General features: G+C 38.2%; 20 protein-coding genes. 4 read left to right on the top strand and 16 right to left on the bottom strand.

The features are described 5' to 3' along the window. The first annotated feature begins 22 nt into the window (after positions 1-22). Both I597_RS05350 and I597_RS05345 read left to right on the top strand, forming a co-directional pair. Positions 23-385: a hypothetical protein gene (locus I597_RS05350; protein ID WP_152594970.1), complete on the top strand. Its 363-nt coding sequence runs from the start codon at positions 23-25 to the stop codon at positions 383-385. Between the two features lie 89 nt (positions 386-474). Further along, on the top strand, positions 475-2,694 hold the full coding sequence (locus tag I597_RS05345; RefSeq protein ID WP_035327228.1) for a TonB-dependent receptor: 2,220 nt from the start codon (positions 475-477) through the stop codon (positions 2,692-2,694). A 143-nt stretch (positions 2,695-2,837) separates the two neighbouring features. Here I597_RS05345 and I597_RS05340 read toward each other — a convergent pair whose 3' ends face one another. From I597_RS05340 to cyoE, 9 genes are all read right to left on the bottom strand, one after another. Continuing rightward, positions 2,838-5,303, bottom strand: a complete 2,466-nt coding sequence (locus I597_RS05340; protein WP_035327226.1) for a TonB-dependent receptor — start codon at positions 5,301-5,303, stop codon at positions 2,838-2,840. Between the two features lie 128 nt (positions 5,304-5,431). Continuing rightward, a complete protein-coding gene (locus tag I597_RS05335; protein ID WP_035327224.1) occupies positions 5,432-5,701 on the bottom strand; it encodes a hypothetical protein in 270 nt (89 codons plus the stop codon). Then, complete coding sequence (locus tag I597_RS05330) at positions 5,702-6,247, bottom strand: DUF420 domain-containing protein (protein WP_035327222.1); 546 nt, start codon at positions 6,245-6,247, stop codon at positions 5,702-5,704. A 1-nt stretch (position 6,248) separates the two neighbouring features. After that, entirely contained in the window at positions 6,249-6,983 is a 735-nt protein-coding gene (locus tag I597_RS05325) for an SCO family protein (RefSeq protein WP_035327220.1), read from the bottom strand. Between the two features lie 26 nt (positions 6,984-7,009). Beyond that, the gene (locus tag I597_RS05320) at positions 7,010-7,687 is read right to left on the bottom strand and encodes a hypothetical protein (protein WP_035327218.1); all 678 of its coding nucleotides are present in this window, start codon (positions 7,685-7,687) and stop codon (positions 7,010-7,012) included. Between the two features lie 138 nt (positions 7,688-7,825). Next, on the bottom strand, positions 7,826-8,209 hold the full coding sequence (locus I597_RS05315) for a cytochrome C oxidase subunit IV family protein (protein ID WP_035327215.1): 384 nt from the start codon (positions 8,207-8,209) through the stop codon (positions 7,826-7,828). A gap of 25 nt (positions 8,210-8,234) precedes the next feature. Further along, positions 8,235-9,212, bottom strand: coding sequence for a cytochrome c oxidase subunit 3 (locus I597_RS05310; protein ID WP_035327213.1), 978 nt, complete (start codon positions 9,210-9,212; stop codon positions 8,235-8,237). Between the two features lie 120 nt (positions 9,213-9,332). Beyond that, entirely contained in the window at positions 9,333-9,914 is a 582-nt protein-coding gene (locus I597_RS05305; protein ID WP_035327211.1) for a cytochrome c oxidase subunit 3, read from the bottom strand. Further along, a complete protein-coding gene (gene cyoE / locus I597_RS05300) occupies positions 9,915-10,808 on the bottom strand; it encodes a heme o synthase (RefSeq protein WP_035327209.1) in 894 nt (297 codons plus the stop codon). A 165-nt stretch (positions 10,809-10,973) separates the two neighbouring features. On the opposite strand from cyoE, the gene I597_RS05295 reads away from it, so the two are divergent. Both I597_RS05295 and I597_RS05290 read left to right on the top strand, forming a co-directional pair. Next, positions 10,974-11,861 (top strand): MBL fold metallo-hydrolase, encoded by an 888-nt coding sequence (locus I597_RS05295; protein ID WP_035327207.1) that lies wholly within the window; start codon positions 10,974-10,976, stop codon positions 11,859-11,861. A gap of 6 nt (positions 11,862-11,867) precedes the next feature. Next, positions 11,868-12,236, top strand: a complete 369-nt coding sequence (locus tag I597_RS05290; RefSeq protein WP_035327204.1) for a VOC family protein — start codon at positions 11,868-11,870, stop codon at positions 12,234-12,236. Between the two features lie 2 nt (positions 12,237-12,238). Here the strand turns inward: I597_RS05290 and I597_RS05285 are convergent, their stop codons facing one another. The 7 genes from I597_RS05285 to sov all read right to left on the bottom strand — a co-directional run bounded on the left by I597_RS05285 (position 12,239) and on the right by sov (position 24,980). Continuing rightward, positions 12,239-12,658: a hypothetical protein gene (locus I597_RS05285; protein WP_152594969.1), complete on the bottom strand. Its 420-nt coding sequence runs from the start codon at positions 12,656-12,658 to the stop codon at positions 12,239-12,241. Between the two features lie 85 nt (positions 12,659-12,743). Next, complete coding sequence (locus I597_RS05280) at positions 12,744-14,864, bottom strand: hypothetical protein (protein WP_035327199.1); 2,121 nt, start codon at positions 14,862-14,864, stop codon at positions 12,744-12,746. Between the two features lie 95 nt (positions 14,865-14,959). Next, positions 14,960-15,751, bottom strand: a complete 792-nt coding sequence (locus tag I597_RS05275) for an energy transducer TonB (RefSeq protein WP_052111925.1) — start codon at positions 15,749-15,751, stop codon at positions 14,960-14,962. 151 nt (positions 15,752-15,902) lie between these two features. Further along, positions 15,903-16,631: an energy transducer TonB gene (locus I597_RS05270; protein WP_035327197.1), complete on the bottom strand. Its 729-nt coding sequence runs from the start codon at positions 16,629-16,631 to the stop codon at positions 15,903-15,905. Positions 16,632-16,685: 54 nt separating this feature from the next. Next, a complete protein-coding gene (locus I597_RS05265) occupies positions 16,686-17,096 on the bottom strand; it encodes a VanZ family protein (protein ID WP_081965008.1) in 411 nt (136 codons plus the stop codon). Then, a complete protein-coding gene (gene gcvH / locus I597_RS05260; protein WP_035327194.1) occupies positions 17,074-17,454 on the bottom strand; it encodes a glycine cleavage system protein GcvH in 381 nt (126 codons plus the stop codon). Before gcvH ends, I597_RS05265 begins: the two co-directional genes overlap by 23 nt. Before the next feature lie 110 nt (positions 17,455-17,564). After that, positions 17,565-24,980 carry a T9SS outer membrane translocon Sov/SprA gene (sov, locus tag I597_RS05255; RefSeq protein ID WP_455423296.1) on the bottom strand — a complete coding sequence of 2,472 codons (7,416 nt, stop codon included), beginning with the start codon at positions 24,978-24,980 and terminating at the stop codon, positions 17,565-17,567. Positions 24,981-25,022: the final 42 nt, after the last annotated feature.

Genomic DNA, 25,022 nt, shown 5'->3' with positions numbered 1-25,022 from the left:
CACATTAACCTTGTGCATTGCAGTGATATGTTTTGTCTCTTCAACAAAGGATGCTTTTATACAACTCGCCCACACTATTGAGCACGCTATAGCACAAAGCGCACATCACGGTGCTCACCATCATAACGAGCACTCTAATCTGACAATAAATGATACTCAACACGACCATCAAAGCATCGACTTACTCGTCAAGCTATTTGACACAGATTTAGATAAGGAAGTTCCTGAAAAAAAAGAAAATTATAATACAGACAAAAGATTATCTATCTCTAGATACACAACGCCTTCAAATCCACAAGCCAATAGCAAAAAGGACAATTACTACTACCTTTTAAAACCATATACCTCTATACGATGGTTGCCTTTTGAGCCCCCACAAGCATAAATTACCTTTTATCAAGCTTACCTCAATGCCCACTCGGGACTAGGGAAGCTATATGCCATTCTCAAAATTAAATTATCAAAAAATATTATATGAAAATCCTTATTGGAGCATTTGCTATGCTCTTTATTATCCCATTATATGGGCAATCTATAACAGGTGTCGTATTAGACACTAACTCGTCTCCACTAGAAGATGTAAACATTTTTAATAAAACCTCTGGACAACATAGTCATACTAACACTACAGGTTATTTTGCCATACCTAATACAAAAAAAGGCGACTCATTATATTTCTCACGCATAGGTCACGAGACCCTACTTGAAGTAATTACAGATCAACAAACGTCGTTGCAAGTAATACTAACACCATCATCAGTTTCTTTAGATCAAATTGTGATAGTGTCTGAAGTAGATCAACTAAGTCGCATTGTTGATATAGATGTAAAAAACAACCCTGTTAAGTCCTCACAAGAAATTTTAAGGAAAGTGCCTGGTCTCATTATAGGTCAACACGCCGGTGGCGGTAAGGCAGAGCAGCTATTTTTACGAGGTTTTGATATAGATCACGGTACAGATCTCGCGCTAAGTGTAGACGGCTTACCCGTAAATATGGTATCTCACGCTCACGGTCAAGGGTACTCAGATCTACACTTTGTCATACCAGAAACTATAAATAATATAGAATTTGGTAAAGGACCTTTTACTGCAAGTCAAGGTAATTTTGCAACAGCTGGATATATTGATTTAAAGCTAAAAGATGTTTTAGAACAAAACCAAGTCACGCTAGAAGTTGGCCAGTTTAATACGCAACGCTTTGCCGGATTATTTCCTGTTATCAATAGTGATTATAATTCTCTATACCTAGCCTCTGAAGTTTATCTTACAGATGGACCTGTAAATTCACCTCAAAACTTCAACCGTATTAACCTTATGAGTAAGTATGTTTATGACCGCCCTGGTGAAGAAAAGCTTGACCTCACCGTATCGCACTTCCAAAGTAAATGGGACGCATCTGGACAAATACCACAGCGCGCTGTAGACGCAGGACTAATAGATCGTTTTGGAGCTATAGATGACACAGAGGGTGGTAACACAAGCCGTAGTAACGTATCACTAAACTACACTAAGAATTTAAATGAAAACGACTCGTTTACCACAAATGCTTTTTTATCTAAATATGACTTTGAGTTGTTCTCAAATTTCACCTTCTTTTTAGAAGACCCTATAAACGGAGATCAGATAAGGCAATATGAAGATCGTTTACTAATGGGAGTAAATAGCATCTTTGAGAGAAAAGGGAAAGAGCTTGCTAGTTTTGATCTAGATTATCAAGCTGGTGCTGGCTTTAGATATGACGATGTAAATGATGTTGAATTGTCGCGCACAAAAAATCGTCGTGAGACGCTTGAAAGACTTTCTTATGGCGATGTAGATGAGCTTAATGCGTTTGCTTTTTTTAATGCTGAGTTTAAAAAAGGTAACTGGAATATTAACCCATCGCTACGTCTCGATTATTTTAAATTTGATTACAATAACAAGCTTAGCCCGGTTTATGACAATCGTAGTGAGAACAAAGTTGCTGTAAGTCCTAAGCTTAATGTTATTTATACACCCTCTACTACCTTTCAATATTTCTTAAAAACAGGTGTAGGTTTTCACTCTAATGACACGCGTGTCGTTGTGGCAAATGAAGGGGAAGATATATTACCCGCTGCTTATGGTATTGACATAGGTACAATTATAAAACCTGCGAGCAGGCTAGTGGTAAATGCAGCGCTATGGAGTCTTTTTCTAAATCAAGAATTTGTGTATGTAGGTGATGCAGGTATTGTAGAACCTAGCGGTCGCTCTCGTAGAGTGGGTGTTGAGCTGGGGGCTCGCTACCAGTTTAACGACTGGTTATATGCTTACTCAGATGTAAACTACACCTATGCTAGGAGTACAGATGAGCCAGACGGAGAAGATTTAATTCCTCTCGCACCAGATTTTACAGCTGTAGGTGGTATTAATGTAGATAACCTAGGAGCCTTTTCGGGTTCTCTAGCGTATCGATATATAGATGACAGAGCTGCAAATGAAGACAATTCTATTATTGCAGAGGGTTACTTTATTACAGATATGAATCTTAATTATAAAGTAAACAACTGGACTTATGGAATCATTATAGAAAACCTATTTGACACTGAGTGGAATGAAACACAATTTGCAACAGAAAGTAGACTTTTTAACGAGGCAACCCCAGTTGAAGAGATTCACTTTACTCCAGGCACACCCTTCTTCATAAGAGGAAAAATAGCTGTGACTTTTTAGAATCACTAACTCAATTTTTTTAAGGGCGATTTATATAATCGCCCTTTTTTATGGGTTTTATATACGCTTTCGCGAAAGCGTAACAAAAAAAATCTCCCGATAAACACGGGAGATTTTCTAACATCTTAATCTATTAACAACAATTATCCTTCAAAATCACCGTCATCGTCACCGCCACCGCGGTTACCTCTTGATCGTTGTTTTTTCTGATTAAAACGGTATGTAAATGCTAGGTTAAATGAACGCACTCTAAACTGAAACTCACTATCACTCACAAAGGAATCTGTTTGAGTTAAAGATTGTCTCTTACTTGAGTTAAATACGTCACTTACGTTAAAAGCTATCGTAGCATTATCATTAAGAATGTCTTTACTAAAAGCGAGGTTGGTAAACAAAAATCCTTTTGTTTCCGTTTGAGCATTGTTACGTGGCCCTCTATAAAACACATTAGTTTGCCAGTCTATTTTATACGGCAATGTCACTTTTGCACTACCTCTTGTAAAGAAGCTAAAGTTACTTGCCCCATAATCTACACCATTAAACTCACCCTCTGTTTCAAATAAGAACGCGTTTGCACTAAAGTTAAGACGTAGCCATTTTTTTGGGTTATAAAGAACACCCATCTCTGCTCCATATCGCTGGTTTGTGCTCAAGTTAATAGGTAGGGTTCTAACAATAGGAATCCCGTTTGCAGTGACTAGTCCTGTATCTTCTTGTATACGCTCAAAAGAGTCTGTCTCATATTGATAATAGATAGATGAAGTAAGTGTTACTTTATCCCATCTTTTTAAATACCCTATATCATACGCACTTGCAAATGATGGTACGAGATCTGGATTACCTTGAAAAATGTTTGCCTCACTAGAACGTGATGGGAAGGGGTTTATAAAACGCCCTCTAGGTCTGTTTATCCTTCTATTATAACCTAGTGTAAGGTTCTCACGATCGTTAAACTCATAGGTTAAGTTAAGTGTAGGAAATAAACCATCTGTTTTATTATCAAAATCAAGATTAGTACCTAGATCGCTATCTTCTACAACAGCATCTACAGCTCCTTGCTGTCTTGTGTTCTCATAACGCAGACCAGCTAAAAATGAAAAGTCTCCAAATTTATTACCATACTGTGTGTATATAGCGTGTACATCTTCTTTATAGGTAAAGATATTAGAAAGACCATCATCACGTATAAAAGCGCCGCCGGCTTCTTCTTGTTCTAGTAGTGTATAATCTGTAACTGTTTCTTCAAAATTACCTCTGTAACCAAACTCAAACTGAGCATTCTCACCTATAGGTCTTACATAGTCTACTTGTGCAAGGTACTCTGTTTGATCTTCTATTTGAGTAATATCTTCTGCAGGAAGGGTTACATCCATTGGGAAGGTATTAAACTCTGTAATGGTAGAAAGTTCTGTTTCTTCATTTACTGCATATTGAAATGCAGAGGTAAGCTCGTGACCGCTCTCATCAAACTTTGTAATAGAGTTTAAAGATAACTGGTAGGTTTTATCATCTTCTACCTCGCGCTCTAGACGTGTTCTAGAGATAGCAAGGTCACCGTTTGTATCAAACTCATCTGTAAAGTTATCTGTTCCAGAAGAGTTATCGCTTAGTCTTAAAAATCCGCTAGCGGTAACAGAAGTCTTTTCTGTTAAGAAGTATTCTATCCCTAGGTTAGTGTTAAAACCACCACGGTTTCTATCAAATTCTCTTGTTTCTTCTATAAGAGGATTTGTCACATCATCAGATAGGAATCTGTTTTCAAAAAATGCATTACCTGGAGAGGTACGTTTACTATAGCCCGTTGTATTAAAAATATTAAACTTGTCTGTACGTAGGTTTATATTACCCGTGATACCGTAACGTTCTGGATCACCCACGTTAGTTTGTATAGATCCATTAAGACCTAGTGTTTTTTCTTTTCTTAATATGATATTAAGAATACCTGCCGTACCCTCTGCATCATAACGTGCAGATGGTGACGTGATTACTTCTACACGCTCAATAGCATCTGCCGGGAGCTGACTTAAGGCATCTACTGAGCCAAAACCTGCAATGGCAGATGGACGACCATTTATAAGGATACGTACGTTTTCATTACCGCGTAGCGCGATTGCCCCATCTACATCTACCGTAACAGAAGGTACATTACTCAAAGCGTCACTTACTGTGGCACCACTTGTAGTAAGATCTTTACCTATATTATATATTTTTTTATCTAGTCTCACTTGCACCTCTGTAGTTTCGGCACGTACAATTACTTCATCTAGTGATTGTGAGTCTATTGTCAGTGCTTGTGTAGGTAGCGTTGTGCTTTTGAATAACTTTTGACCAGGTAGAACTTTGGTCTCGAAAGAGATAAACTCAAATTTTACATCATATACTCCAGCGGCTACTTCTATACTATAGTTTCCGTTTGGGTCTGTGATTCCTCCAGTAACGACTTTACCTTCACTATTTGTAAATGATACCGTTGCATACTCTAGTGGCACGTTAGTATCTGCCTCTAGTACTTTACCAGTGATAGTAACATCTGGTCTTCCTCCCTCTGGTCTCTGTGCAAACACTAGCGTAGTAAATGCAAGTAAGGTGAGGGTAAATAAATATTTCATCTCTTTGATAATTTGGTTCTGTTATGAGACACGCAAATTAAGGCTGGGTTTAGTCCAGTTATACTAAGGTTTTGTTAAAGAATAAAACCTTATCACAAAAGATGAAAATATAAGGAGAGAACTAGTGATTATTCATCTGCCCCATTCTCGGCAGGGACCTTCTTTTTTGACTTATAAATAAAGTAAAATACACCTCCTACTAAGATGTATGGTATCACCATTAGATACTTGATACCGTTGTTTATTCCTTTTGCAGTACTATTATCTTCTTCAGACTCAAGAACGGCGCGACACATTGCACACTGTGTGGTTGCGGCAGTGGTGGTTGCTTGTAAGTCCGCTTTCGCGAAAGCGCAACAAAAAACAATTACAATAGTGATGTACTTAATATATTTCATCTAGTGCACGTAGTATGGAGATATCATAAGGTAAACGATCACGCCAGTTATCGCAACATATAACCATATAGGGTAAGTGATGCGAGCAAGTTTTTTATGCTTATCAAATCGCTCTGCAAGCGCACGAACATACGTAAATAGCACAAGCGGGATGATAATAATAGATAATGCGATGTGTGTAATAAGTATAAAGAAGTATACATATCTTATAAAACCTTCACCACCGTATGATGTAGAGTCTGACGTCATATGGTATGCTACATACATTAAAAGAAAAAGTACAGACAGACCTATGGCAGTCTTCATTAATCGCTCGTGTGTTGCTCTGTTACCATTTTTTATCGCTCTTACTGCAAGAATAAGTACAAGCGCCGTAAGCCCGTTAATACCAGCGTAGATAGGTGGCAAGAAGGTAAGTGGCTCTACATCTAGTCCAAAATCTTTGAGCTTAATGGTAAAAAGCACAGCGACAGCTACGGGTATCACTACAGAGAGTATAATAATCCAGTTTCTGTATTTCTTTTCGGTGGGGTTTTGGGTACTCATACTATTTTAATAATTTATTTATGTCTTCTATTAAGATATCTACTTCTGATGTTTCGCCTCCTTCTGGAACGACTTTATTCATAGGCACAAAACCACGGTAATATGGCTTTGGGTTTCCATAAGGGTCCAGTCTAGATCTTATAAAACCATTTTGATCTACAAGTGCAAAAAGTCCTGAGTGATATAAATCTGTCTCATCTCCTTCTTCATTTGTTGCTAGGTAAAAACCTTCATTAGACAGCTTGCGTATCACAGATCTATCACCTGTCATAAAATGCCAGTTAGGGTTAGTTACCCCATAATCTTGTTGATATTGTTTAAGTACCTCTGGCTGGTCGTGCTCTGGATCTATAGAGAATGAGGCAATTCCGAAATCATCACGACCTTCAAACTTCTTTGCTATAGCCTGCAGGTTATGACTCATAGGGATACAGATATCTGTACACCTTGTAAAGAAAAACTCCACTAGATATACCTTACCCTTATAATCTGCATTGCTTATGGTATCGTTATCTTGATTTACAAACTTAAAAGGCGGCACTTTACGATCTACACCATTTTGAGTAATATACACTAGACCATCTGGTGCTTCTTCTATAGGCACACCACCTTCTTGGTGCATTCTTCCGCCGCGAGATACATCATCATTTGCGAGGCGCTTGTATATTTTTGGGATTACAATAATTCCAAAAATTAATACGATGGCCGCGATGCCTATGTAGGTGTTTTTTCTCATTGGTTTTAAAAATCTATAAACGACTATTAATCTCTGCGTTGTTCTATCTTAGGACTCGCATTGTTATTTTTCTTAAGCGCTAGTCTATACTCGGCTAGTAATATTTTAATATCATCCTTAAGGTATCCCATCTCTACAGCTTGCGTAAAATCATAGCCATAAGCATTTGCTTTTTTGTCTTCGTGACCAGAGCGTAGTGATAAAGCTTTATCAATCAAGAACACATTAGGGTGACCACCATCACTCATCATAGATAAACCTGTATCAAGCGATTTAAAGTGTGCTTCTGTTTGCTCCTTTGTTGCAACTACAAAACGCATTTTTGAGGTATCAAAAATACGAGCAAGCTCTGTTTTAAGAGCCTCTACCACCTCTTCGCTACCTTTGTTTACAAAGAGTACCATTTGAAAATCATCATACCTCTCAAAGTATTTAAAGATCATCAAATTTAGGTTTGCGGTATATCCTTCATTTTGCATTAAACCATCACCTAGGTAACCTACTAGTGTGATATGATTATTTAATGTGAGCGGTACCTCTGCCGTTTGCACAACTTTGTATTCTTGACCTGCATAACGACTTACATCTTCCACCTTTTCTGTAACAAGTGGCAAGTTTGCAAAGTTATACACTCCAGATGCAAAGAAGAGGTAAGCAACTATAGGTAAGACAAAAAGCGATACCAGAACGAGTTTCTTTTTCATAATTACAAAGATAAATCCCAGATGGGAATAGAGCGAGGTATTCTTTTCAATTTTTGTGAAATAACGCTTTCGCGAAAGCGGAATTAAAACGCATAAAAAAAGCGACCCGAAAGTCGCTTTATAAATACTGTTTGATTCTTAAAAATCCCAACTCTGGAAACCGTTGTTGTAAACCTCAAAGATGTAATCTCCTTCTGTAAGTAGTATAAATACTAAGTAACAAATAAGAAATATACCTGTCCAAACTACAGCTCTTCTTAATCCCTTAACCTCATCACGCATATGCATAAAGTCCCAAGTGATATAGTAAGCCTTAACTATGGTAAGTATAATGAAGATCCAGTTAAGAAGCTTCATTCTTATAAATGTAGTTTCTATTAAAAATTCTGGCTTATAGATACCTAGTACAACCTCTACAGCTGTTACTAAGGTTAAAAATATAAGTACACCCCAGATTTTCTGAATGTTATTTTTGAACTTTAAAGTTCCTCTAAATATTGCAAGTTTATGTTCGTGTGCCATAATATATAACTGTCTGCGTGGTAAATTAAACTAGGTAGAAGAATGTAAATACAAATACCCATACAAGGTCTACAAAGTGCCAGTATAACCCAACCTTTTCAACCATCTCATAGTGTCCTCTTCTCTCGTAAGTACCTAACACCACATTAAAGAAAATAATGATATTAATTAGTACCCCAGAAAATACGTGGAAACCGTGAAAACCAGTAATAAAGAAAAAGAAATCTGCAAATAGTGGCGCTCCATACTCGTTGTGTATAAGGTTTGCTCCTTCTACCACAAGCTTGCCATCTTTATTAAGCTTAGCGAGTGACGCTTCTCTAGAGAGTACTGTTTTCTCACCGTCTTCTGTAAGAGTTTGTATACGTATAAGTGCATTAGGCGTAGCAGCAAATCCTGCTTTCACCTCCTCTATAGAGTACGTTGTAGGTGTAGCCTCTTGATCATACCAGATACCGTTTTTACCTAAGTGTTGCTCACGCTCGCTAGCCTGCTCAATAGCAAAGTCTGCAAGGGCAAGACGGTTACCTTCTGTATCTACAAACTGAAGGATTTTTCCACCCTTAGTCTCTACTGCTCCAAAGTCTCCCTTGATAAAAGTTGCCCACTCCCATCCTTGTGATCCCACGAATATAATACCTCCTATAATCGTTAAGAACATATAGAATGCCACACTCTTATGCTTTAAGTGATGACCTGCATCTACGGCAAGCACCATAGTCACAGAAGACATAATTAATACAAATGTCATAAATGCCACATAGATCATAGGGAAGTTACCGTGTACAAAAGGTACGTGGGTAAAAACCTCATCTGCAATAGGCCAGGCATCTATAAATTTAAATCTTGAAAAACCGTAAGCCGCAAGAAACCCAGAAAAGGTTAATGCATCAGATACGATAAAAAACCACATCATTAGTTTTCCGTAGCTTGCTCTTAGTGGTTGATTTCCACCACTCCAAGTTCCTTCCTCAGAGTTATTATGTGTCACAGTCGTGTCCATTCGTAAGAATTGGTTAATTTAATGGTTGCAAAAATAAGTATTTTCTATTCGGAATTCAACACTCAGACTCCGATTTATAATGGTTTTAGATACGCTTTCGCGAAAGCGTTCTTACAATCTCTATTTTGTCACAAATAATAACACAAATAAAAAGACCCATAAAATGTCTAAAAAGTGCCAAAACGTGACTCCTAGCGACAATCCTAAATGGCTCTCTGCCGAATACTTACCTCTTAAATGATTAATAATCACTACTAAAAGAGCAATAAATCCAGCTACTACGTGTGCGATGTGAACCGCTATAATTAAAAATAAAAATGTCGTGGTAATATTACTAGAAGCTCCTGTAAAATAAAAGCCTTGCTCTTGAAATGATGCAAAACCAGCAAATTGTGAAGCCACAAAACCTAAGCCTAGTAAAAAAGTGATTAATAATAGCGCCGTACCCAGACTCTTCTTATTACTAATTATCGCGTTTTTTGCAAAGTGTATGGTCACACTACTTATCACAATAAGCACTGTAGATATAATAAGTGCTTGTGGAAAATCATAAGTTTCTAGCCAGTCGCGACGCTCCATACTCACAATGTAAGCACTTGTAAGTCCTCCAAAGGTCATACATAAACTTATTATTCCAAACCAGAGCATTTGCTTTTTTGCACGCTCTTCTTTTAATCGTTCTCCTCCTTGAGTATAATCCATCTATCTTAAAAATTTATCTACTACAAAAACTATCTGAAGTAGTGTAATATACGTTACACTTGAAAGCATTAGTCGTTTGGCTGTTTTTGCATCTCTGTTCTGGTACAATTTTATTGCCCAGTACAGCATAAATAATCCTAAAGCTCCCACTACAATGGCAGATATAGGTGATAAAAATAAATCTCCAGTTACCCCAAAGGCAGGAACAAGTGAGATAAGTACCGTCCAGACCGTGTATAGCACAATCTGCAAGGCCGTACCTTTATCGCGTTTACCCGTAGGTAACATAGCAAAGCCTCCTTTTTTATAGTCATCAAAAAGAAACCAACCTATTGCCCAAAAGTGAGGAAATTGCCAGAAAAACTGTATCATAAACAGTGTGCCTGGCTCTATACCAAAATCATTTGTCGCAGCTACCCAACCCAGCATATATGGTATCGCTCCTGGAAAAGCTCCTACAAAAACAGATAATGGCGTTTTAGTCTTAAGTGGCGTGTATAATAGTACATACATAAAAATAGAAATTCCTCCAAACATTGCTGTCTGTGGGTTTATGTACCACAACGTACCTAGACCTAATATGGTAAATAGTATTGCTATTGCAAGCGCCGTACTTACAGACATACGCCCAGAGGCTACGGGTCTGTTTTTAGTACGATCCATAAGTGCATCAAGATCTCGCTCTAGCACCTGGTTATAAGCATTAGAGGCTCCTACCATAAAGTAACCACCTACAGATAAGAGTGCTACTACAAGCCAGTCTATGGTATCTGCCGCAAGAAAGTAACCAGCAACACTAGAAAAGACAACACTTATAGATAAGCGCATCTTTGTGATTTCCTTAAAATCGTACCAAGCCGAATAGGTATTTGTATGTACTGCAACGTCGCTCAAAGGCTGTAGTTTTTGCTTTATTTTTTGTCGTGCAAAGATACCTCACAAAAGCAATCTGTACAACTCATAAAAAATGAAAGCTTTACACAAGGGATTGTTAAAATTGCGCTTTCGCGAAAGCGTAATTAATAACTTGCGACTACAAACAAAAATAGACTCACAATTATGAAATATCTTACGCTCTCGCTTGCCCTTTTACTCACAACGATAAGTGCCGCTCAAGGACGCTTTGACAATGTAGAAATTACCGTAAAAGAAGTGTCAGACCACATCTATATGCTACAAGGTGCTGGCGGAAACATAGGCATATCTACCGGTGAAGATGGTGTATTTATGATTGATGACCAGTTTGCGCCACTTAGCGATAAAATTACCGCAGCTATAAAAACAATCTCACCACAACCTGTAAAGTTTCTTGTAAATACACACTTTCACGGTGATCACAGTGGTGGTAATGCAAATTTTGAGGCAGCCGGCGCAATGATTGTAGCTCACGATAATGTGCGTAAAAGACTATCAGAAAATGCAAAAACTGCAAATGCAGGACTACCCGTAATTACCTTTAGTGAGGATGCAACCTTTTATCAAAATGGAGATGATGTGTTTTTAACACACGTGCACAATGCACATACAGATGGTGATGCTTTAGTTTATTTTGCACAAAGTAACGTACTTCACACAGGCGATACGTTCTTTAATGGGAGATTCCCCTTTATAGATATAAACAGAGGCGGGAGCATAGCAGGTGATATTGCCGCTGCAAAAAAAGGATTAATGCTCATAAATGATGAAACAAAAATCATCCCTGGTCACGGGGCACTCGCAACAAAGGCAGACTACCAGAAATATCACGATATGCTCGTTACTGTATATACTGAAGTTAAAAAAGCTGCTCAAAACAATGTATCTTTAGAAGAAGTTACTGCAATGGAGTCTATAACAAGCTCATTTTTTACAGATGCAGAAACAGCAAAAGATTTTATCTCTGGACCAAAATTTAGAAGTACAGTCTACAAAAGCATTTTGCAAGAGTTAGAAACGAATGAAAACTAAACGCATATGAGCTCAGAAATACACATCAAATCCATAGGGCCTTTTATAGGCTCAAAAGACTTTAAAACCTCAAGTGCCTTTTATAAAACCATTGGATTTGAAGAACGTATTATCTCTCCAGATATGACACTGTTTACAAGAGAAGACTTTGGCTTTTATTTACAAGATGCCTATGTAAAAGACTGGGTAGATAACACAATGCTCTTTTTAGAAGTAATACAGCTTGATGAGTATCTCTCACACCTACAATCTTTACAACTTAGTGAGCGATTTAAAAATATAAAGCTCTCTAATATTGTAAATAATGACTGGGGACGCGAGTTCTTTTTACACGACCCCTCAGGTATACTATGGCACATAGGTAACTTTAAATAAGATTAGTCTACTATATACTCCATAGAGTCATAAACGAGACTCGATAAGGCATAAGCAGTTTCTTTCTTTTTATACTTTAGACCTATAAGCTGCGCGCCTTGATAACCTTTACTAGCGTCTATGGCTATGCGAGAAGCATCCTCTTCTGAGATGACTAGGCAGAGCTTACCACAAAAAGCATCTCCATATGCACTCACGACAAGATACACTTGACCAAAAATCTCCTCCCTCATCTCATAGTAGTAATCTACATCTGGGCTTTCTTTTATAAGTCTATACAGCTCTGCTTGATACGCTTTGCTAGAGTAAATATTTGAGGCAAGTATTGGGTTGCGTTGTGTATTATGACACTCCTTTTTTTGAGCACAAGAGACAAGAAGCACAACGACAACCACCCAGAGAAGGTTGATTTTGGATAACATAGCACAATGGATTGATAAAGTAGTTTCTCGCCTTTACAAATAACGAGCACTCTTGTTCAAATAGTATGTGCTACCTATTTGTCTATTAATCGTAATACCAATTAAAGAGGTCTGTTCTAAACCCTACATTAAACCATAATGTTTTAGTATCAATTCCAAGTGGCGCTTCTTGAACATCTGCCGTTTGAGAGCGATATATTGGGTTTACATATACTTTTAAATTTGTCGCAGGGTTTATGAGATACCCTAGCTCCAGATCACCATATACACTAGTTACCTTATTACCTTGAAAAAATGCAATCCCGTTATCTGAAGGTCTATTCTCATCATTACCATAAATGCTACCTCCATAATACACCTCGTTTATATCACCTATCTCAACTCCACGAGCACCTACAATAAGCTTTGCAGTTCCATACCAGCGATCACGCTCATATCTAGCAATACCTATGAGCTCCTTAAAGTTTGCGCCCCATTGGTGTGCTAGTGACTGGTTAGTATGACCATAGTTGAGCTGTATCTCATTATTAGAGTACACATATGGTCTCACTTGATTATACTCACCTTGTAGTGTAAGATTTTTAATTCCAAAGGCGTCATAATACTTTGCTCCTAGCTGAAAACCTTGCTTATTTTTATAACTCTGGCTACCATTAAAAACATCTCCCGCCGAAAATTCGTCAATTACAATCTGCCCGTACACGTTTACTCGGTCATTTACCTTGTATTTACCTGTGAGACCTATAAGTGCATTTCCTCCTCTTGACCCTGTAGAAAACTCAATGGCTCTGTAAAAAATTACTGGGTTTAAGAAATTAAAATCAAAACCTCTACCATTTTCATTTTCCCATATTACAGACTCAAAGAGACCTACGTTTAATCGTTTTGAGACATTCCAGCTTAGATAGTGATTACTCATATACTTTGTGCGGAAAGCACCATCTGCAGTTACCTCTGGTCGCACGTCACGCAGCGAGGTCCAAGTATTTGTATACTTAAACTTCCAGAATGTAGTATTGAGTTTTAGATAAGGAAAATAACTAGCATTATCACTAAGTAATAATGATCTATACCCATCTCCTATAAATTGCTTACCGTGCCCTAGCTGTATATTAAAATACTTAGACGGTGTGTATGATACATACCCCTCTGCAACCGGATAATCAAGATCGCCATTTGTGCCCTCCTTTGCAATACCTCTTCCCGGTATAACTGCTGGGTTTCCTCCATCTGGTCTTAATGACCTAGCTATGGCGTCAAAATATCTTGGGAACCGCCCTTGACTCTCATACACGGCTGCAAAGAAATTTATCTTCTTACCAAGCCCTCCTTGCACGTAAACAGCTCTGGTGTTGTTATAAGTAAAGTCATTAATTTTTGCATCATCGGTTTCATAACCTAGTTGTAAATCTGCTGCAGGGTCTAGAGTGATCCAGTAATCTTCACCTTGTATTTGCACCATATGCTCGTTAGACCACTTTCTCCCAAACCACGTAGACTTCTCCTTAAGCAGTGCATCTTTCTTCTCTTTAAAATTATAATACGGGTTTACCGTGTTATATAAGAAAGGCTTGCTTGCCGTATGTGCATTTGTACCCACAAGATTAAGCTCTTGGTCAAACCTACTATATACTTGATGTGAGAAAGGTATGTTTAGCCCACTCGTGTATTCATTCTCATCATCAAACTTGAGGTTTTTAATGCGGTCATACTCTTGCTGCATAGGATTTACGGTTTCTTTTTCCGCTTTCGCGAAAGCGGAATTACCATCGTCTCCCACAATCATCGCATCTATAGCATTTCTATCTAGTGGTAATAAAACAGGCATTGTAAACTGCAGGTACGTAGGCTCTCCATTATAGGTAGCCGGAGCAACTTGAGGCAGCGTCTCAAAAACATCCTGAGCAGCGGTTTTAAGCTCTGGATACATCGCATCTGTATAGAGCAACTTAAAATCACCTGTTTTAGTAACCTCAAAAAGGATTACCATTTTACCTTGAAAGTTATCTTGACTCACCACAGCTGGCACCTCAAAATTGTCAAGTATATGCTGTATAAACTTCTCATTAAAACAATCTTGCAGTTGTGCAACACCTACGGTCTCACAGCCTGGAAAAACAGGGTATTTTTCAAAATCACTAGTCGTAACTTGAGCTGTTATAGTAGTTGCTATAAAAGAGACAAAAAGAAGGAGATATTTATGCATAATAAGCCGCGATGTTTGCAGCCGAAAGATAGGGTTTATTGCACAAAAAATCCCGTCACCTTAGGTAACGGGATTCTTAACGTAAATTAATTCATTTAGTCTCTGATTTCAAAGATTATAGGTAATGAGAATAAGACGGCTACATCTTTCCCTCCCTGCTTACCAGGAGTCATATCTGGTAATAATCTTGCTACTCGCAACGCCTCCTTCTCTAGTTTAGGGTGCGGGGCCTTTGCCCTTACATCTACCACTTTACCAAACTTATCTATCTTAAAGTTTACGTAAATACGGTTTACCCCCTCTAGACCTAAACCCTCTCCTCTTTCGGCTCTAAACTTTTTAGAGACAAATTTTGAGATGTTTGCACTCATACAGTCGCGGCGCTCGTCATTATCACTAAGACCTTCACAACCTGGAAAAAGCGGAACGGTCTCAATAGCAACAAAGGGAACCGTCTCCGGCTCTACAGGCTCCTCTACCTCTGTAACACTACCCGGTTCTACCATTTCTGTATCGTCTGGCTCTGAGTCTGATATAAGATCTTCTACTAAGTCTTTTACATCATCTTCTTGCTTTTTGATATTGTCAAGCACTTTAGGTTCTAGCTGCTTTTTAGGCTGCACCTTTTTCTTGACTTTTACCTCTTTCTTCTCTACCCGGACTTCACCTATCGTATAGACTTCGTCATAATTTTCGGTAGGCTCAACTACTGCAAAATCCTTTTCTACAGTGCGCATTTCTATAAAGAAGATGGATGCGAGAAGTGCTAAGATTAACCCAATTTGAAAATGAAGCGTGGGATTTCTTCGTAAATTTGCCTCGTGTTTACGGCTTGATGTGTACGTGCTGTTTTGGCGAACAGTCGTACCTTCTTTGGAATTTTCCATAAGATATGGTTTTAAAAATGTTGAACAATTCTTAAAACGAATCAAGAAGTAAGCCAAACTAAGAGATCACCTAGCGGTGATCTCTTTTTTTTGACACAAAAAAAACTGCCTCATCGCTGAGGCAGTTTTTATATAAATTAAGTCGTATAGACTAGTCTTCTACTTTAAATGTAATAGGTAGAGAGTATAATACTCCTACTGGCTTACCACGTTGCTTACCTGGTGTCATTTTAGGTAACAATCTAATTACACGCTCTGCTTCTGTTTGAAGTCTAGGGTGCGGTGCACGTGAACGTATGTTTGTAATGTTTCCTTTTTTATCAATCTTGAAACTCACAAAGATTCTGTTTATTCCAGAAAGACCAAGGTCACTTCCTAACTCAGTATTAAACTTCTTATTTACAAGTTTACTTACCTTTTCAGACATACACTTTTTACGCTGGTCGTTGTTCTTCATAGACTCGCAACCAGGGAAGATAGGCACGTTTTCAATAACTGCAAATGGTACATCTGCAATTTCTTCTTCTTCTTCTACTACCTCTACTTCTTCTACTTCAACGATTTCCTCTTCGGCATCTGTCTCTGTAGACTCAATTACGGTTTCCTCTATTTCTTCTTCATCTTCTACAACCTCGATAATTTCCGGCGCTGGTGGCGGCGGTGGTGGAGGGGGTGGTGGAGGCGTATTTAACTCCGTGATTGGAATTTCTTCGTCATCAAGATCATCGAGATCTAACTGCCCTATATCTACAGCAGCGTTGTCATACGTTTTCCACTCTATAGTGATATACGTAAGTGCTAGAACTGCGATGAGTCCTAACTGAAAAAAGAGCACACTCCTTTTACGAAGATCTGCTTTTGGATTTTTCTTGGGTTCCATAATTAATGTATTAAGTAGATAGCTAAAATAGCAAAATTATTATCACTATAGAAATTAATATTGCGTATTTAACGCTTTAAATTTCTTAAAAAACAAAGCAAAGCACAAACATCCAGAAAGGACACCTATGGTATTTGCGAGTACATCCCAGCCATCTGGTTGTCTATAAATGGTTAAGCTCCCTTGCATCACCTCAATCACTATGCCGTAACCTATTAAAATTAAAGCGATAATGAGATAGGTCTTAAGCTGTGTACTCTTTTTTACTGTTATTTTCTTATTGATAAAGTAAAACAACAACCAGAGTACTGCAAGACCAAAATAAGCTCCTGCGTGCAGGAGCTTATCAATATTTGTTACTTTAGGAACTACAGTTACGGGCTTTATAAGCGAGCCTATAGTTAAGAGTATAGTGTAAAGAGTAGCAACAACTCCTATTATTTTACCCACCGATGAGCTCTGCATATGCTTCTGCACTTAAAAGCTCTTCTATTTCTGAAGCATCAGAAAACTTAATTTTTATCATCCAGCCAGCTCCGTATGCGTCGCTATTTACGGTTTCTGGCTCATCTTCTAGACCTTCATTAAAGGCTACGATCTCTCCAGAAAGCGGCAAGAACAGGTCTGAAACTGTTTTTACAGCTTCTACTGTTCCAAAAACTTCATCTTTATCTAAGGTCTCGTCAAGAGTTTCTACCTCAACATAAACGATGTCTCCTAGCTCACCCTGAGCAAAATCTGTGATTCCTACTACGGCAACATCTCCTTCTATACGTACCCACTCGTGGTCCTTTGTATATTTCAACTCTGCTGGTATATTCATTTCTTGGTGGTATTAATTATGTGTTTAAAGTATGCTTACGCGAAAATAATTATAATCTTTTATTAAATATAAAATATATAGTATCTAGCTTTCGCGAAAGCTTAATTATTTTAGTTTCCAAAGTTATATCTCAAGGTAAATCCTGAACGAATGGTTGTTTGTGGAAATGCCGTTGATATAGCAAATGTCGAAAATGTATGATCGTAATAGAAAAGTGCCGTTAAATTTTTAGTGAGTGCATAGTCTGCTGAAAAACGCAAGCCGTATATGTCTTGACCCTGCGTGGTCTGACTATTATCTATATCAAGGTATCTTATAATAGTCTCGTTTTGCCTAAGCGATAAATCTGCCTTAAAGTTTAAATCACTTTTTAGTACTCTACGCGAACCTCCAAAGTTAGTCACAAAACGTAGGTCTTTAATACGATAGCCTAGCCCCAATATGTACTCATTACCTTTAATCTCTGTGAGCAGGTTATTATCAAAGCTTAAGCCAAGTGCTCTATCGCGCTTAACCTCTGCAAGGATTTTTACTGAGTTTTTCATCTCAAAGTCTATACGTACTAGTGGTGTAAACTGCTCTGTAAGGGTAACGTTACCTAGCAATGTTTCATTTAAGAAGTTACCCGCTTGATCTCTCTGGGCGGTTTCTGGATCTCTATCTGTACTTCTATCATAAGCAAGGTTAGTCTGGAAGTTATTTACAGTATACCCAGCGGTGTAACCGTGTTGCACAGAGAATCTTTTAAACTTGTCTCTAAACCAATCCAGATTCATAAGTCCTGTGTACTTAATGTTCCAGTTAGGAAGTGGTACATTTCTTAAGAAACCAGAGTCTGTCTTATTTACATCTCGACCACTATATGCTGATAAAAATGCCGGCAAAAGTACACGTTGGTTTGTTCTTCCAAATCCTTCTGGAAAACCGTTTTCATCTCTTTCAAAACCTGCTCCCCCATAAAATTCTGATGCGAGCCTGTCTGCAACTGCAAGCCTATTTTCTCTAAAGGTATTAAACGTTTCTGAAAAGTCTGAAGTGCTCTCGTTAAACGCAGTGGCGATAAGTAGCGTTGATATATTAAATCTACCAAAGCTATTACCAGTAAGAGACTCATATTGTAAGGTCTCTGGATCTACACGGTAATTCTCTTGATAATTCTCTTGATAAACCCTGTTCATATTAAGATCAACATCAAGATCTTTTAACAAACCTATTCTTGCCTGAATACCTAAGTTTCTACTTTCTACCTCGCGGTATTGCTCATTAAAGTCTTGAAATAATGTGAGCCACCCATTACTAGCTGCGAGTTCTCTTACCTCTGCCTGACTACCAAAGATGAATCCTGGCGTAGGTTTTAAACTTCCTGTAAACCCTACCGTTGGTAAATATCCAGGCAGGTACAGACCATTCTGTTCTTCGTAGTTGAATTGTACTCTTTTTATAGCTGTAAGCAGTCCTACTCCCGTATTAAGCGCCTTGTCTGAACCGCTTAAACTTCCGCTACTTGCATCTTGATCTTGGGCCTCCTTGCGTTGTCTATCTGACGTTTTACGATCATCTTCTGGTGATGGCAAACCTCTAAGTCTTGATGACGTAGCACGTTTCTTTTTCTTTTTAGTAAGCCCTACATATTTATAGAGCTTCTCCATATCTAACGTACCATTTATGGCGTGGGTATTTGTGTTTTCTACACTGTTACCAATCTCAGGTATATCATCTAACACCTGGAACTGTTGTGACCCTCGCTGCCATCTATAATTGGCAGTATATGCATAGGTTGCTGTAATCCATTCTGTAAATGGAAACTTATCAAAAGGCAGATCATAGTTGAGTTGTAACACCCCAAAGTGTGTATCTGGCGTACCTACATCTAAGAAGCCGTCATAAATACCGAATCCAGCTACCTCTTGCCCGTCATCATCTAGAAAAGATGGCGTTCCATCACTATCAAGGTAATTTCGCACTACTCGATTGTGATTCATATTATAATTGAAACGTAAGCTCTTAGTAATAGGAAAGTCTATAGCATAACCCCAATCGAATAAATAGTTGCGCTGAAACAAACGTGGTAAAGCTATATCACCATCATTTGCAAACACATCTCTAAATTTTTGCTCATTACGCTGGCGCACAATATTAGATTGCACTGCAACACTAGAAGGCAAGTAGTTGAAATTAAAATCTTTTAGAAACTTGTAGTACTTACCAGTAAAAAGACTATCATTCTTTGCAAATGGCTCAACCGGTTTTGAGTTAAAATTAAAGTTATAAGTACCTCCTAATCGCACATTTTGATCTAAAGATTCTTCAATCTCAAAATCCTTATGGTCTGTCTGGCTATATGAATATGAGAAAGTAAGGTTTTCTATATCATATGGCATAGGTTTACGGTCTGTGTTTGTGCGTTCCTTACGCACACCTATTGCATTAAAACTTTGGCGCTTTGTATAATCTATAGCATAGTCTTCTATCTGATCTCTCTGCTCTTGATCTGCCGCATTATCAAGTGAGGTGTCTAGCTCAACATCTTCATAAAGGGGATCAAACTTAGGTGTGATACTCTGCTCTCCTATAGAATAGTTAAGTGGTAATTGTACACCCCATTTTTTTGGTAATAGTTGTCCAGCGTTTAGGTTTGTAACTACATCGTACTGCATTACATCTTCTAGGCTACGCTCTCCAGCATTTTGCTCTACACTTCCAAAACCTACTGTGCTTACTCTACCTGTGGCAGATACATTTGCAAAGTCTGCAATGTTACCATCAAGACTTACAATACCTGCGTACCCTCCATCATTAGTAAGGTCAGACAAACGAAGTTCATTAAACCAAACTTCGGCACCTATCTCTCCTGGTGAGCAACCCATTGCCTGGTTACTAGTAGGGTTACCATTTTTAACCCCTAGCATTAATGTTCTCACATCTCCAAAACTAGGTAGACCTTGTATACCTATACGAAGTTGTCCTTCCTCATAACAAGTTTCTTCTGGGTTAAGAATACGATCTCCATTTTGATCAAAATAAGTTATATCATCTGGATCTGACTCTACATCTCCTGCAATTACTTTAGATTTTATGGTTTGCAGCAATTCTAATGACAGATCTAATTCATTTGCCGCTGGCCAAATCGCCTCTCTATCTTGATTTGAAACATTAAATGGTGTAGGTGCAAGTGGTAGCTCTATTTGATAAAAATTAGAATTAAGGTCGGTTCCCATTCTAATAAACCCTACAACATTTTGATTATCTAGCCCATTTTCAATAATAGGCTCTGCGTGCATAAACATCTTAAGATTTTTATACTGTCGCATATCAAGCGAATAATACTTATATACTCCTCGCGCATCTTGCTCTTCAAGATTTTCAACTCTTAAAGAAAGAGACTGCTCATTTTGTCTTATGTTATTATTGTTGTTGTTAAGGCGCTCTCTTATTACACCTGGAGGTAATGCATAAGGAACAGGCTCTCTAGTCTCATTGGCCTCAATATTTACGGCAGCAACTTCAAATAGTGTATTATCACCATCATTTATCTCTGTATTTTCATTAGGATCTAAAGAAAGTAAATATCTTCTAAAATCTCCACGCACAAGATCTAATGTTCCAAAACGAAGTACAACATCTTCTTGCCACCCACTCATATACATACGCATAAAACGGATTGCTCTAAAGTCATTAATACCTCCTACCACATTTGTAGCTTGATTTATAGGCACTCTAAACTGAACCCACCTCGTAGGTAATTGCGATCCATTTTGAGTAGTAACTGTAAGCTCTCTTACATCAGTAACAAAGGGATTATTTTCTACACTAAGTGACGCAGGATTGATAGGTAATTCATATTCAAAGTATGCGTCTACCGTGTTCATTGTATTATCGCGGTTTACATCTTCTACATCTGGAAAGGTTGTAGAACCACGATTGGTTTGTGTCACCTCTACAGGTGAGTTACCTTGATTATTATTATAATCTCTATAACGCTCTACAACTCCTCCCTCAGTATTGAGGAAGTAATTATAGTTATCACCAGCTGGGTCAGGTAAGTTTGCAAAGTTTGGAAACTCTATCATTTCTTCTGCATCACTAAGACCATCATAGCCTATATCTTGATTTGCACGTTCTTGACCTTCTGTATCAAAAGCATATACTAATGACTGGTTAGTGGGTACTTTTCCCCATACAGTTTCTGAGGTTCCTACCTCTCCACCATCGTTAGGTAATCCATTTTCATACTGTTTACGACCATCCTTAAGGATATCTTCAGAAATACTACCTAGGTTTATGGTTAGATTTCCACCTGGGCTTGTGGTATCTCCATCTGCATAAAATGGATCTAGTAACCAGAACTCAACAAACTCAACATTTGCTTGCTCAAAATCTGTAGAGGTTAACTGTCTTGTTATACCTCCAAAATTCTCTTGAGGGTTAGATAATGTTCCGTCTACAGCATCTGGACTGAAGTTATAAGGCCCCCTCTGATCTGGAAAATAAGCTAAATCAAGTGTAAAAAGAGCTTGCGTTTGACCAGATATTATATCTTGTTGTGGGAAAATTTCGTCTCTAAATACACGACGTGTTTCTGGTAACGACAAGTCATCATCAGAAATTCCATCAGGTCTCTGGTTATTATAGAAAATAGGGTCAATAGTATACCAAGCAAATTTTGCACGACGATATCCTGTTGCAAGGTCACCATTTGCAAATTCACCACCAAAACCTACTGGAGGTGATGACAAACTCCACTGCAATGGGCCTCCTACGTCTATTGATGTCTGCGCTCCTTCAAAGTCATCTATGTAAGAAGTAGCCTCTCCATTAAAATCTGTTCCTTTAGGTTGACCTGGGAGCAAGTAAGCAACTTCTCCTCGCACGGATAAGTTAGAAGGCACATCTGTATCAATGTTAGGCAACTTATTCACCCATCTCGTTAAGAAAGGGAGCTCGGTTGAGTAGCTTGCATTAAGGCCTACAATAGTATTATTTATAGGCTCAAAGTTATATGTGGCTTTTTGCGTAAGCGGTCTTTCATTTAAATTTAAAAAAGTACCTCCTACTATGAAGTTTTCACTAAACTGGTGTTCTACATTAATTCCTGTAAAGCGCTTATTTTGCTGTCCAAAAATGGTGTTATTCTCAACAGATGCAGAAATAGGAATTCCAGATGCCTCAAGTGATTTGTCTAAAATAATAACACGCCCTAATTGATAATTTACAGTATAATCAAGACCTTCTACAAGTACACGGCCACCAGCCGTTACCCTAACAGAACCCTGAGGAATATTAAAAGCCCCTAATGGAATACCTTGCTCTTGTGCAGATTTATAGCGCCCCTTTAGTAAGAACTTATTTTTTTCTGCATTATCACGTGCTATTGTTTTTGTAGACTGATAGAGTGAGCTGTAAACATACTTATCTTGGTGTGCATTATAGGTGTCTTCATTTTCATAATTTTCCGCACCATCATTAACACTAAGTAACTCAAATAGATTTTCTCCAAAAGGCTCAACCGTGGTAAATACTATACTTCCATTTTGAACGTGTACAGTAACACCCGGTACAAAATCAAAAAAACCATCTCCTCCTACTTGTGGATCACCAAAAGTGGTAAGTCTATCAAGATTAAAAAGTCGCAATAATGTATTACTCTCAAGCGCGCCACGATCTTGACCTTCATCCATCGTGTTGTCATTATTTACACCATCAAAGAGTGTAGGTAATGGCTCACCAGCGACTGGTGAGATAAAATTAATAGGCGAAGGATCTGCATAAACTATATTAAGTCTAAACCCATCTTGCTCTAATTGAAAAGCACCTAGCGGGTAAATATTCTTCATCATCAAGTCCCAAATAGGCTCCTCAACATTTGTGAGGTTACTCTTAAGCATTTTTACGACAAGATTTACAGGGCTTCCTGCTTGACCTGCGGGTATAACAGTATCTAGTATACCGTCACCATCTGCATCTTGACCGTTTAGAATACCATCCCCATTACTATCTGCATCTGCATCATTTGCAATACCATCATTATCATCATCTGGTCGTGTAACCGGGCTATCTGCATCTGCGATATCTGGTATTCCGTCCATATCTGCATCTGGTCTATTACCCTCGGTAGCATTTACACCATCATTTGCAAATTCTCCTACTTGATACACTTGCCCTCCTACAGTGTACTGAAAAGCGACTCCCAGCACCTCATCATTATTAAGACGCTGGTTTAATGATATATAACCAAGACCTGGATACAAAGTAAATTGTGAGTTATCTAGTTTACGAGCATTTTCTAAAAGCACATAATCTGTCCCATCTTGTACAGTTATATTCCCAAAACCTTGCCCTACTGTTGCAACATCTCGTATAGCTGGAGATAACTGCGACTGCACAGAAGCATCATTAATACCTCTCGGGTTGAAATCATTATTTGCATTATCTGGAAAAGCATTAAAACTACTGTTTATAAAACCAGGGTTTGCTCCAGCGTTAATACCTATATTATCTGGGTTAGACTCACCTATATCTTGTATTGCAACAATGTTACGTGCATTTGTAGTTTGATTTTGTCTATTTGTAATCCATACTTCTACTCGAGTTACTTGCACCCCACTGTTATCTATAAAGGGATAATTTTTAAGCGCGTCGTTATAACTGTCTCTAAAATAATGTGCTAAGAAGAAGTGACGATTCTCATCATAGTTAAGCGCCGGAACTTCAAACTCTTGCACCGTCGCACCACCCTCTGCAGTAACAGTTTTGGGTTGTGACTGATTTTCTGAGAATACTGCGGTCACCCTAGTTTTACCAAACTGCAACTCAGTCTTAACACCAAAAAGGCTTTGCGACCCCTGTATCAATGCACTATTAAGAGGCATAGACACGTTACCCACTTCTATCTTCTGGATGATGTCATCCTCAGTAGGCGTGTATTCTAGTTTTATTTGATTCTGAAAATTAAAGGTAGACTCCGTATCATAGTTTGCTGTGATCTGGAGACGTTCACCTACCTGACCTAATAAACTAAGACTTATACGCTGGTCAAAGTCAAATGTAAAATTTCTTCTATTACGAGGAGAAAAGGCTGGATTATCTTGCTTTGTAAATAACAGTCCGAGATCCATCTCTACAGAACCTTGTGGTGTAAACGTAATCTCATCCCCTCCAAAAATAGATTCAAAAAGATCATTTTTTACATACAGAGATTTTACAAGACTATTTCTAGAGTCATCCTCATCTGCACGACCATCTATTGCTGTGATTTTTTCTCTAAAATATTGACGCATTTGTTCATCACGCACGCGTTTTTCATACTCTTCTGGAGTAAGTATAAGTGGATAGGTTACATTAAAAGCACCTAGTTCTTCGGTATAAATGTATCTATCTAGTACAGGGTCATAGGTGTACTTTGCTACAATGCTATTTGGGTTAGGCAACACAAGGCTTCCTAAAGAAAAAGTCGCAGGCGCGGTGCTCTCTTCACTTTCACTAGGCTCCTCTTCTTGTGCTATAGCACTAGGGTTACCTATAAAAATAACCGCAATAAACAATATCGCTACACGTAAATTCAAGTAATA

The sequence above is a fragment of the Dokdonia donghaensis DSW-1 genome (assembly GCF_001653755.1).
GTDB classification, from domain to species: domain Bacteria; phylum Bacteroidota; class Bacteroidia; order Flavobacteriales; family Flavobacteriaceae; genus Dokdonia; species Dokdonia donghaensis.
The sequence above is the reverse complement of the archived record's forward strand: the minus strand, read 5'-3'. Positions and strand labels throughout refer to the sequence as shown.